Origin of the sequence: Vibrio sp. 10N.222.49.C12, assembly GCF_041475025.1 — a bacterium.
Taxonomy (GTDB): domain Bacteria; phylum Pseudomonadota; class Gammaproteobacteria; order Enterobacterales; family Vibrionaceae; genus Vibrio; species Vibrio crassostreae_C.
The window spans coordinates 11005-23684 of sequence record NZ_JBFRVF010000003.1 but is presented as its reverse complement, the minus strand read 5'-3'; the positions used below and the strand labels follow the sequence as shown (position 1 = coordinate 23684).

The following is a 12680-nucleotide window of genomic DNA, read 5'->3' as shown; positions in this document are numbered from 1 at the left end:
ATTAATTCCAACCCCACAGTATTGGCGTTTTAAATTTAGGCTTACACACATCGTACGTTTCATGCATAGCTGAAAAAAGATGTTGGTTGTCGATACTTTTCTTATCTTCACTGAACGAAAGCAATAGAGCCTTATGGCAAAGTTGGTTTATCAATCTAGGGATACCTAACGACGAACGACAGATCGCCTTTTTTTGATTCAAGCTGAATAACTCAGGACTGCCACCAGATTTAGCGATTCGATTATCAATATAAGCCACCGTTTCATCGAGATTCAGCGGTCTCAGTGTCGAACTAAATGTGATTCTTTGGCGAAACTGCCTTAGGTGATAAGCCTCTAATCGAGCATCCAATTCTGGCTGACCTAATAGAACAATCTGCAGCAGTTTTTTATCTTCCGTTTCAAGGTTACCAAACAACCTTAATGTTTCGAGCGCTTCATCCGATAGAGCCTGAGCTTCATCAAGAATAGCCACCACTCTTAAACCAGAATTGTGCAATTCAATGAGCTTATGCTGAATGTTATCAACCAAGGTTGCTTCATTATCGACAGCTAAACCAAGCTCTGTTGCAACCGCCTGGCGCAAGTCTGCCCCTGATAACACAGGGTTTGGTAAGTAGATCAGAGCTGTACAGTCATGTAGGTGATTGACCAACATCCGGCAAACCATGGTTTTTCCAGTGCCTACCTCTCCGGTCACCTTAATCACGCCCTCGCCCATTTCCAACGCCGAGATTACCGTCTGAATCGCTTCGAAATGAGGCGCTAAACCATAGAAGAAATCGGTATTCGGCGTTAAGGTAAATGGCAGTTGTTCAAAACCAAAGTGAGCTTGATACATACGACGACCTAGCTTAGTGAGACACTGCCACTCTATATTGAGAAAGTAAGCAATTACTCTTCATCAGGGAACCACTGCTGAAGAAGATCACGTGAACGCTCCAACTCATTTTGCCAAGTATTCACACCCACGATCGTTGGCTTAAGTAAGATCACGAGCTCAGTTTTTTGCGTTAACTGATTGGTATTACGGAACAAATGACCTAAGGCTGGAATATCACCGAGGAATGGAACTTTAGAGGTCACATCACTGGTGTTGGATTTCATCAAACCACCAATAACAACCACATCGCCATCTCGAGCTCGAATCACTGAGTCAGACTCACGAATAGAGCTTTTCGCCAAAGGAAGCTGCACCACACCCGTTGTAGAACCAAGGTTGAGCTCTTTCACTTCTTCCTCGACCTCAATAACGGCTGGGTGAACATGTAAGAATACGCTACCTTTATCATCTATCTGAGGGGTCACATCTAAGGAGATACCCGAAAAGAACGGAGTTAACTCAACCTCAGGTGCGACGTTCGCGTTGTCACCACTGCCTACCGCGCTAGATAAATCCGTCACGTAGTATTCGTCAGTACCCACTTTGATAACCGCTTTCTGGTTGTTTGCAGCTGTGACTCGTGGGCTTGATAGAACGTTCAGGTCACCTTGAGTATCCATAAAGCTCAATACCGCTTCAAAACTGCCATCTGAGATCGTTACGTTGGTTTGCCCGCCTAACAAAGAGCTGATCGCATCTAATGGAGGCAAAGTTCCACCAGGTCGATCAATTACCACACCGCCGCTGCCAATCGACTTAGATAAATTAGACCAGCTAATACCTTGTTGGTAACCATCACTCAAGGTTACTTCCATGATTTTGGCTTCTAGGATAACTTGACGCTGCAGGCGTTTTTGAGAAATACCTAAGAACTCTCGAACCTCACGAATTTCGTCAGGGTAAGCACGCACTGTAATCACACTTGCTTGCGGGGTCACGACAACGCTTTGCCCATCGCCCGAGCCAATTAAGTGAGCAACCGCCGCTTCAAGCTGTGGCCAAAAATCACTTTCAGAGGTCGTTTCAATCTCTGTACCACCATTCGATGTCGAGTTTGATGAATTAGAAGAGTTAGATGAATTTGACGAGTTTGAGTTCGAGTTTGAAGAGCTCGATGAATTCGAATCTGAGTTAGAGATCGTGCCGGTGGTGATCGTCGTTAGTGAGCGACCAGAACGCTTAACTTGTAAGTAATCGACAGGGATCGTTACGGTGCGAAGACCGGCAGGATAAACTTGAATCACTTTGCCACGCTTTTCAATATCGTAGCCATACATATCTTGAGCAACAGCCAGTACCTCATCTAACGTCACGTCCGTTAGATTAAGCGTAAGGTTTCCAGACACACTTGGGTGAATAGCCGCACTATATTCCGTACCTTTCACTAAGCTGGCAAAAAAAGTTCTCGCTTCAACGCCTTTTGCCTGAATACGAAAACGCTTAACCGTTTCCATCCCCGGAGACATCGAGTCAGAATTAAGCTGAGGCATAAGGTCATCTTGAACCGACGAAGGCAGCTCATGAAGCGCTCTGCTATTCGCTTCATTAATCGATTCGTTTAAAGACTCTTTAATCTCAACAGGATCTCTATGCCCCATCGAACAGCCGACTAAAGATGACACTAGGATTGCTACTACAAGTTTACGCATGTCTTCACTCTAACCTTAATTATTCTTAACATCTAAAGAGAACATCTCTAATTTCCACTGCTTAGAGCTTCTCTGCAGAGTGACGTATTCTGGATCTATGTTCTTAACTCGGTACCCTCTGATCGTTTCCCCTTGTCCGAGAATCTGATCATTCATAATCGCATAGCAAGGCGTATCTCCCTTACACACGATGCTTTCTAAAGAAGGCAAGCGATAACGAGTTGGTGCTTTCTTAGCAGGCGCCGTTTTCTGTTGAGGTGAAAGCCAGCCTAATGGCGCCGTGGGATCTTGCTCAGCCCACACAAAAGAGCTACTAAATAGCAAGGACAACAAAAGAGTTCTAACCACCGATAAACTCCTGTCTAGTACCTAATGTGTAAACCTCGAACACCAGTCGAGCTTTAGGATATTCTTCTACTGAGTATTCAAATGTGCGCCAGTAGTAACTCACAGGTAGAGACTCAAGTGCTTGAAGGTAAGCTGAGATATCAAAGTAACTGCCGGTTAGCTCCATTCTTACAGGGTGAAGAAAGTAGCCTGAATATTCGCTGGTCTCTTTATTGTTCGAAATCGCTTCTGGTTTTAATGACTCTAGCGACTCAAGCTTTAGCCCAGTACCGGCGTTAAGAACGCTCTCCAGTAACTGCGACATTTGAGAAGGTGTGATTAATCCATCGACAATCTGCGAAAGCTGAAGTGAGAGATCTTGGCTCTCCACCAGCAGCTTTTTGTACTCTCGATTAATGTCTTTGTCTGGGTCTTTGTTTAACTTAGCTTGCAGAACAAGTAACTCACCTTGCTGCCTTTGATTCGATTGAGTCAGGCTGGTCGCCTTGGCATTTTTAGCTTGTAGGTCGAGATACGCTGGCTCAACCAATAAGGTGAACAACAACATCGATAGGCCAACAAAACCACACACAAAAAGTAGCCATTTTTCTCTTTGACTTAATGCAAGAAACTTATCGCTCAGCTGGTTCCACTGCTGCATTATTTACTCTCCCGACGAGTACTTAGCTCAAACGTCACCACATCCTGATCATTACGGCCAATTTTTAGTTTTTCAAAAGTGCGTCCGACTAAATTAAGCTCACTTTTAAACTGACCAATCCAGTTCGGAACGACATTTGCGTTACGAGCCAAGCCACTAAGATCTAAAGTATCGTGGGTCATGTAGATGTGCGAAAGAGAAATGTCATTTCGGCCTAATTTAGCTAAGGAATTCATGACGCCAGAATACCCGACTTGTTGGGATTCGTCGTATTGTCCAACAGCCTTCAAAGCCTCTTTTTTAGCCTCAGTCTCACGTTTGAGACGCGCAACCGCCGCGACTTTCTCTGGAGACGGTTTATGCTGAGTTAACTTACTATTCAATTGGTTAACTTGCTTGTTAAGTTGATTCGAGTCTTGTTGCAGGGCTGTTAGCTCTTTATCTAGATTAGAAACTTGATACTGCATTGCGAAGTAACCACCAAGCATCAAAACACAAATTACTCCCCAGCTCGCAACAACATTGGTCAGCGTAAAATATTCTTTTTTAGGCTTAAGGTGTTCAGGGTAAAGATTGACCTTAAACGTCTCTTTTTCAGCTGCAAGTTTAAGCAACAAACTCTCTGAATTATCACGCTCACCTTCAACCAACAGTGAAACTGTCGAGCTCAATGTACTGTTTAAGGCACTTTGTAACTCTGCTTCATCTTCTTCGTCACAACAGATTTTAAGCTGGTGAAGCTGGGTGCCTTTAATTTGAGAAGAAAGGTAATCAATCGAGCGTTGAAGCTCTAAAGCGAGGCCATCTAACTGCAGAGCACTTGACGCAACACCCGTTAAAGGTGGCACAACACTGCGGATGGTTCTTTGAAAACAAACGGTATTTTCGACAAACGCACCCAATTTAAAGTGTGAATTGACGCTACGTTGTAAAAGAATGAAATTAGACAGTTCGCCTGCACTGTAACCCCAGATTTCATCTTCAGGAGCAACACCTATTAATTCAACCTGAGCCGAATTAGTGATATTCAAAAGCTTGTCCAACAGCTTTTTAGGCAGGACATATACTTGCAGCTTGTTCGACGTTGGTAACGCGACCGCACTCGCAGTAATTTCCGTGACTCTTTCTGAAACAAGATCTTTGAGTAAAAAAGGCAGTGCTACCGACCATTCACTCTCTGGAATGTCCGGTTTATCAATTTGGTAGGTTTGGTAGTAGTTAGCACAGACAATCAGTTGGACGCTATTACTGGTAAACGCCTCACTGCTAAGCGATTTTTTTAGCGCACTCTCCCAGTCCCCATTAACCACGGGAATGCTGGCTACTTGAGGATCTTGTTCTGTCGATGAAATATAAATGGCGTCATTGCCCAGCAAGACAACTTGCGAGCTACCTTTATTATTCGTTGGCTTTATTTTGTCTAAAATCGCTTTAAAATTCATTCTTAACTACTACTCTTACGCCATCGATTTCTTCGTCCAACTTTGACAACAGATTCCGCTTTCCCGGCTTTTTCTGCTTGATTAGGCAAAGGGATAATTTGTTGTTCTTCGTCGAAATATCTCCCTTGATAGCCGTTAATGCCTAACTCTATCAAGGTATTCTTTTCTTGTTTTGTCTCGACTCCAACGGCAATAACTTGAGTTGGAGAATCACCACACGCCCCAATTAAGCTTCGAACAAACAGTTGGTTCTCATGCCTTTGGTCGATTTTCTTTATTAGGCTTCGATGAAGCTTAATATAATTAACCTTCAAATCCTTTATATAGTGAGTGCTAACAATGGTTCGCCCAGCTTGGCCAACCACAACTTTACACCCTAAACCTCGCAACATCTTTGCCACCGGTCTCATATAATCAAGATGAGCAATCAAGTGCCCTTCTGGAAACTCAAACGCAAGCTGAGAGCGGTGTTGAGCAGAGAGCTGTAACAACTCACTCCTAAACCACTTAAAGTGCTGTTTATTAGCAAACGGGGTAACATTCAGATTCACTGAATAGTTGATAGGTTGAGTTGATTCTTTCAACGATTTCAACACAACCTTTAGAACCGATTGGTCCATTTGAGCTTGATAACCCACTTGCTCTACCGCAGGCATAAATCGAGACGATTTCAATAAACCTTTGTCAGGATCCTGAATTCTAGTAAATATTTCTCTATGTAATTCATTAACTTGACCAGATTCCGGCATAAGATAACACCGCTGAGCAAAGATTACTAAATTTTCAGGAAGCAGTGCTTTATCAAGTAATGTTCTCCAACGAACACTGCCTCTATCAAGCTCATTCTTATTCTCTTTCGGGTAACGGCTCCAGTTATTAATACGCTCTAACTGAGCACTCTTTAGTGCCGTTTCCGTTTCATCCATGATCTGGCTATGACGCTCACCTTCGGTATACATGGTCACACCAATATGACACCAGTTATCCGACTCTAAAGGCTCTGGCGGAGTTAGCTTATCTAACTGCCTTAAACACTGAGCAGCCAAGGTCGCAATATCTTTTGCGCCCTGATGAGGGATAAATACAGCAAAGTCCGCTTCGTAATAGCGAGAAAAAATGACATCGGGATAGCGTTGAACGATATTCGACAGTACTTCACCGACTTCAATAATAAAGCCGTCTGTGGTTTGCTTATCGTTAGCATCACTAACTTGCTCCCATTCGTCGATACGTATCAGTAACACACCGCCTCGAGCACCACTTTCATGCAGTGCCGATTCCAGCTTATTATCGAATAAAACTCGGTTTGCCGTTCCCGTGAGTTTATCTAGGAAAGTATGGGTACGAATAAAGGTATCAAAGCGACTTCGTTCTTGACGAGCATCTTGTAGCTCTTCAATCAATACATCTAAGGCTTCACTTGCAGTATAAGGCCATTCACGCTCATCTCCCTTTGCGTGAGGTTCAACCTGCCCAGCAAGGATCATTCTTCCTCGCTCTTCTAAGATCTCAGAACCCATGAGTTGCTCTTTCAACCAACGAACACCTCGAGCCAGACAGAACAAGACCAATGCGACAGCCAAAGTAATTGACCACATCGCTTCCATTGAGTAGTTGTAGCCAATATAAGGAGGAAGCGCTTTAAATTCGATTCGGTAACCTTCATTACGCTCTAAAATGAAGCTTTTCTCATAAAGGCGATTGGGATCAATTTGTGGGGAGGTATCTTTGAAACGATAGACGATGCCAGTCTTGTTCGAGAGTTTCATCTCAACAATATTGCTCGCCTGCAACATTTTAGGCATCCAACGCTGCATTGAATACGCGGCGTCGGGATCTTCCATCTCTTTATCTACAACGTCGACAATACCAACCAAATAATGGTCTAAATATTCCTGTCCAATACGCTTAAAGGAAAGTGTGCCACCAATAAAAAGAATGAACATCGCGCTGATCACTATCACTGTGACAAATGCGACCAATCGGGTGCTCAATTTTAGTGTCGGGGTATATCTCATGAATAACGAAATCCTTTTCAACTCACATTATACCGTATTGCTACTTATACTATAAATTGACGTTGTAAATAAAGCGTTAAGAATTGTAGGTAACAAAAAGCCGCGATGAACGCGGCTTTTTCCAATTTAATACTGTCTTTATAATATATTAAAAACAGGGATCAAAATGGGATGTCATCATCAAAATCCATTGGCGGCTCATTATATTGAGGTTGAGCCTGCTGAGGAGCTTGTTGAGGTGCTTTTGGCTGCTGTTGAGCGGGAGCACTGTATTGTTGTTGCTGTGGCTGCTGTGGCTGACCCCAACCACCTTGCTGTTGGTTGTTACCCATGCCACCTTGAGCAGGAGCACCACCTTGAGCACGGCCGCCAAGCATTTGCATTACACCATTGAAGCCTTGAACAACCACTTCAGTTGTGTAGCGATCTTGACCGCTTTGATCTTGCCATTTACGAGTTTGAAGTTGACCTTCAATGTAAACTTGAGAACCTTTACGTAGGTACTCACCAGCAACTTCCGCAAGCTTGCCAAACAGAGCAACACGGTGCCATTCTGTTTTTTCACGCTGCTCGCCAGTTGCTTTATCACGCCATGACTCTGACGTTGCAATGGTAATGTTCGCTACTGCGCCGCCATTTGGCATGTAACGAATTTCAGGGTCATTACCTAGGTTACCCACTAATATAACTTTGTTAACTCCACGGCTAGCCATGATTTGCTCCGTCTAAATTCATAGTCTCAGAAAATTTTAGCGCACAAGAATAGCATGCTTTTCTACAGTGATAAATCGCATTCCTATTCTCTCCTCACTACAAAGAATAAAAACGTAACAAATCATGATATTCAGAGCGATGTTGCTTTTTTCTCCACTTACAAACCACTCATTTACTTTGATAATTGATATTCAACGCAAGTCACTATCAAGGCGCTAGAGAAGCTAAAGCCTGCATGACAACGTGGAATCTAATCCCACTCAAACAGGACGTTTCAATGAGAAAATCAAGATACGCTCGCACTTTACACTTTCTGTGCATCGACCCAAACGATACCTATCTACATGTAAAAGAGATAGAAAAGCATTTATCTATTGTTCTCTACAAAATGACACCCGACGAATTAATGCTAGTTGATAGAAAGCAGAGTAACCGGATCTTGCTCGTCGATTACAGAGAGGTACCACAACTACTGATTATTTGTCCTAACCTGACTGTTATGTGGAAAAATCACGAAATCATTTTATTCAATGTCCCCCAGCAACTTCCAACCTCAGAGCTTCTTACCTATGGGGTACTAAAAGGACTCTTTTACAACACTGAACAAAAGGACAAGATTGCTCGTGGTCTTCAAGAAGTCATTGATGGCGATAACTGGCTGCCAAGGAAGGTAACCAATCAACTATTGTTTTATTATCGCAATATGGTCAATACCAACACCACACCAACCAATGTTGATTTAACCATTCGTGAGATCCAGGTGATTCGCTGTCTTCAATCCGGGTCTTCAAACACACAAATCGCCGATGACTTGTTTATTAGTGAGTTCACGGTTAAATCTCACCTCTATCAAATATTCCGTAAGCTTGCGGTAAAAAATAGAGTTCAAGCGATAGCATGGGCAAACCAGAACCTGCTTGCATAATCGACCCACCTCTTAGTCTGACGATAATTTTGAGGGAAGCTCTAGTAAACCATGGCTATTGTTGCTGAATTTTCGACATAACTTATGCTAGAGTTGCCCTCAGAAATATCAACCACTCAGGTTGAATCCATAATTATTATAGATAAAGGGTCTTATCATGATCAAAAAGTGCCTTTTCCCGGCAGCTGGCTACGGTACACGTTTTTTACCTGCAACCAAGTCAATGCCTAAAGAAATGATGCCTGTAGTAAACAAACCTCTGATTGAATACGGTGTAGAGGAAGCTATCGAAGCTGGTATGGATGGAATGTGCATCGTTACTGGACGTGGTAAGCACTCGATCATGGATCACTTTGATAAAAACTACGAGCTTGAGCACCAGATTAGCGGCACCAATAAAGAAGACCTATTGGTTAATATCCGTGAAACGATTGAAGCGGCAAACTTCACCTACATTCGTCAACGTGAGATGAAAGGCCTTGGCCATGCTATTTTAACGGGTCGCGAACTTGTAGGCGATGAACCGTTCGCAGTAGTACTTGCTGATGACCTTTGTGTGAACGAGCAACAAGGCGTGCTAGCTCAGATGGTTGCGCTATACAAACAGTTCCGCTGTTCTATTGTTGCTGTACAAGAAGTTCCAGAAGAAGAGACTCACAAGTACGGTGTTATCTCTGGCGAAATGATCAAAGATGACCTTTTCCGAGTTGATGACATGGTAGAGAAGCCAGAGCAAGGTACAGCACCAAGCAACCTAGCGATCATTGGTCGTTATATTCTGACTCCAGATATCTTTGAATTAATCGAGCAGACAGAACCAGGTAAAGGCGGCGAAATCCAGATCACTGATGCATTGCTAAAACAGGCAAAAGCAGGCTGTGTATTGGCTTACAAATTTAAAGGCCAACGTTTTGACTGTGGTAGTGTTGAAGGCTATATCGAAGCAACAAACTACTGCTTCGAAAACCTATACAAGAAAGACCAGCAGCAAATCGAGCTAGGTAAACACTCGACCAAGAAAGAAGCATAACGACTGGTTAATCACTAACGTTACTGATTTTAGAAAGGGCGACTCTTTGAGTCGCCCTTTTTGCTTACTGTTTTTTTATCCAGTAAAACTTTGCACAAATCTCACTCTATGTAATACTTTAGCCACTTAAAATTACATGGTCTATTGAGATGGATAAAATAGAAATTAGAGGCGCTCGTACGCATAACCTCAAAGACGTCAACCTAACCATTCCACGTGACAAACTGACTGTCATCACCGGATTATCGGGTTCAGGAAAGTCGTCACTTGCGTTTGACACACTCTACGCAGAAGGTCAGCGTCGTTATGTTGAATCTCTGTCTGCTTACGCTCGTCAATTTCTATCTCTTATGGAAAAGCCTGATGTCGACCATATTGAAGGTCTGTCTCCAGCTATCTCAATAGAACAAAAATCGACTTCACATAACCCTCGCTCAACCGTCGGTACCATTACCGAAGTCTATGATTACCTCAGATTATTGTATGCGCGAGTAGGCGAACCTCGCTGTCCAGATCACAACATCCCTCTAGCAGCACAAACCATCAGTCAAATGGTCGATAAGGTCTTAGAACTGCCTCAAGGCTCAAAGATGATGTTGATGGCACCGATTGTCAAAGAGCGCAAAGGTGAGCATGTTAAAACACTGGAAAACTTAGCTGCGCAAGGCTTTATCCGAGCCCGAATTGATGGTGAAACCTGTGATCTATCCGATCCACCAGCACTTGAACTTCATAAGAAGCACACCATTGAAGTTGTGGTAGACAGATTCAAGGTTCGTCATGATCTTCAACAGCGTTTAGCCGAGTCATTCGAGACCACATTAGAGCTCTCTGGCGGTATCGCTGTCGTCGGCTGGATGGACGAAACGGATCAAGAAGAGATCGTATTCTCTGCTAACTTCGCTTGTCCTAAATGTGGTTACAGCATGCAAGAGCTTGAGCCTCGCCTGTTCTCATTTAATAACCCGGCAGGAGCATGTGGTACGTGTGATGGTCTTGGTGTTCAACAGTATTTTGATCCAAGCCGAGTGATTTTAGATGAGAACCTAAGCATTGCTGAAGGTGCGATAAAAGGTTGGGATCAAAAGAACTACTACTATTTCCAAATGCTAACGTCGCTGTCAGAACATTATGGTTTTGATCTGTATGCGCCATTTAATTCTCTACCGAAAAAGACTCAAGAGATCATTCTAAAAGGATCAGGTCGTACTGAAGTGGAATTCAAGTACATCAATGACCGAGGTGATATTCGGGTTAAGCGTCATCCATTTGAGGGCATTTTAAATACCTTGGAGCGCCGTTACCGTGATACTGAATCGAGCGCAGTGCGTGAAGATCTTGCTAAATACATCTCAACCAAATCGTGCTCTAGCTGTGATGGCACTCGCCTGAGATTAGAAGCTCGTAATGTTTTCATTGGTGATACAACACTTCCGGAAATCGTTGAACTTAGCATTGCTGACGCACTACAATTTTTCCAAGAATTGAAGCTAGACGGTCAACGTGGGCAGATCGCAGATAAAGTGATGAAAGAGATCAATGATCGTCTGCATTTCTTAGTCAACGTTGGTTTGAACTACCTTAACCTATCACGCAGTGCTGAAACGCTGTCTGGTGGTGAGGCGCAACGTATTCGTTTGGCGAGCCAAATCGGTGCCGGTTTAGTTGGCGTTATGTATGTACTTGATGAGCCATCAATTGGTCTCCACCAGCGCGATAATGAACGTCTATTGCAAACCTTAATTCACCTGAGAGACTTAGGTAATACGGTACTTGTTGTGGAACATGACGAAGATGCAATTCGTTGTGCTGACCATGTTATCGATATCGGTCCAGGAGCAGGGGTGCACGGTGGTCACGTGGTGGCAGAAGGTACCATGCAAGACATCATCGAAAACCCGAACTCTTTGACAGGCCAATACCTGAGCGGTGCTAAAGAAATTGCAGTGCCTGAAAAGAGAACGCCTATCGACAAGAAAAAGGTCGTCGAGATCGTTGGCGCAACGGGGAACAACCTAAAGAATGTGACCGCGACAATTCCTGTTGGCTTGTTCAGTTGTATTACGGGCGTATCAGGTTCGGGTAAATCAACGCTTATCAACGATACCTTCTTTAAAGTCGCCCACACTCAATTAAACGGTGCCACGACTGCAGTTCCAGCAAAGCACAAAAAGATTAAAGGGTTAGAACATTTTGATAAGGTAATCGACATAGATCAAAGCCCTATCGGTCGTACACCAAGATCAAACCCTGCGACCTACACAGGGATTTTCACCCCTATTCGTGAACTATTCGCGGGCACTCAGGAATCACGTTCTCGTGGTTACAAGCCAGGTCGATTCAGCTTTAACGTTCGTGGTGGTCGTTGTGAGGCTTGTCAGGGAGACGGCGTAATCAAGGTAGAGATGCACTTCTTACCCGATGTGTATGTGCCTTGTGATGTGTGTAAAGGTAAGCGTTATAACCGTGAAACTCTAGAAGTTCGATACAAAGGAAAAACCATAGACGAAGTTCTAGAGATGACAGTGGAAGATGCTCGAGAATACTTCAACCCTGTGCCTGTTATCGCTCGTAAGCTGCAAACATTGATGGATGTTGGCCTTTCCTACATTCGCCTCGGACAAGCGGCAACAACCTTATCTGGTGGTGAAGCTCAGCGTGTTAAATTAGCGCGTGAACTGTCTAAACGAGACACGGGAAAAACCTTATACATTCTCGATGAGCCAACAACAGGCCTTCATTTCCACGATATCCAGCAGCTACTGACGGTATTACATAGACTGCGTGATCACGGTAATACAGTTGTCGTGATTGAGCACAACCTAGATGTCGTTAAAACAGCAGACTGGATCCTAGATCTTGGCCCAGAAGGTGGGCAAGGTGGTGGTGAGATTGTTGCAGAGGGTACACCTGAAGATGTGGCGTTAGTCGAAGGTTCACACACTGCTCGCTTCCTTAAGCCTATGTTAAATTTGAAGTAGGTGTAAAATAGCGCCCTGCGGGCAGACAGAAAAATGTTAAAGTAACAGAG

General features: G+C 43.7%; 10 protein-coding genes. 3 read left to right on the top strand and 7 right to left on the bottom strand.

What is annotated here, in order from left to right:
• Window position 1 precedes the first annotated feature (1 nt).
• The 7 genes from AB4583_RS01415 to AB4583_RS01385 form a co-directional block, all read right to left on the bottom strand.
• Window positions 2-841, bottom strand: a complete 840-nt coding sequence (locus tag AB4583_RS01415; protein ID WP_017061348.1) for an ExeA family protein — start codon at window positions 839-841, stop codon at window positions 2-4.
• 53 nt (window positions 842-894) lie between these two features.
• Window positions 895-2532 carry a pilus (MSHA type) biogenesis protein MshL gene (mshL, locus tag AB4583_RS01410; protein ID WP_017065932.1) on the bottom strand — a complete coding sequence of 546 codons (1638 nt, stop codon included), beginning with the start codon at window positions 2530-2532 and terminating at the stop codon, window positions 895-897.
• A gap of 15 nt (window positions 2533-2547) precedes the next feature.
• Window positions 2548-2880, bottom strand: a complete 333-nt coding sequence (locus AB4583_RS01405) for an MSHA biogenesis protein MshK (protein WP_372116094.1) — start codon at window positions 2878-2880, stop codon at window positions 2548-2550.
• The gene (gene pilO / locus AB4583_RS01400) at window positions 2873-3520 is read right to left on the bottom strand and encodes a type 4a pilus biogenesis protein PilO (RefSeq protein ID WP_102321222.1); all 648 of its coding nucleotides are present in this window, start codon (window positions 3518-3520) and stop codon (window positions 2873-2875) included. Before pilO ends, AB4583_RS01405 begins: the two co-directional genes overlap by 8 nt.
• On the bottom strand, window positions 3520-4962 hold the full coding sequence (locus AB4583_RS01395) for an MSHA biogenesis protein MshI (RefSeq protein ID WP_017061344.1): 1443 nt from the start codon (window positions 4960-4962) through the stop codon (window positions 3520-3522). The genes pilO and AB4583_RS01395 overlap by 1 nt, the downstream gene beginning before the upstream one ends.
• Before the next feature lie 2 nt (window positions 4963-4964).
• Entirely contained in the window at window positions 4965-6980 is a 2016-nt protein-coding gene (gene csrD / locus AB4583_RS01390) for an RNase E specificity factor CsrD (protein ID WP_372116091.1), read from the bottom strand.
• Window positions 6981-7141: 161 nt separating this feature from the next.
• A complete protein-coding gene (locus tag AB4583_RS01385) occupies window positions 7142-7693 on the bottom strand; it encodes a single-stranded DNA-binding protein (RefSeq protein ID WP_017062970.1) in 552 nt (183 codons plus the stop codon).
• Window positions 7694-7971: 278 nt separating this feature from the next.
• Between AB4583_RS01385 and AB4583_RS01380 the strand changes: the two genes are divergently transcribed.
• From AB4583_RS01380 to uvrA, 3 genes are all read left to right on the top strand, one after another.
• A complete protein-coding gene (locus tag AB4583_RS01380; protein ID WP_029235590.1) occupies window positions 7972-8619 on the top strand; it encodes a LuxR C-terminal-related transcriptional regulator in 648 nt (215 codons plus the stop codon).
• Between the two features lie 157 nt (window positions 8620-8776).
• Window positions 8777-9649, top strand: coding sequence for a UTP--glucose-1-phosphate uridylyltransferase GalU (galU, locus tag AB4583_RS01375; RefSeq protein ID WP_017061340.1), 873 nt, complete (start codon window positions 8777-8779; stop codon window positions 9647-9649).
• 149 nt (window positions 9650-9798) lie between these two features.
• Window positions 9799-12630 carry an excinuclease ABC subunit UvrA gene (gene uvrA, locus AB4583_RS01370; protein ID WP_372116088.1) on the top strand — a complete coding sequence of 944 codons (2832 nt, stop codon included), beginning with the start codon at window positions 9799-9801 and terminating at the stop codon, window positions 12628-12630.
• Window positions 12631-12680: the final 50 nt, after the last annotated feature.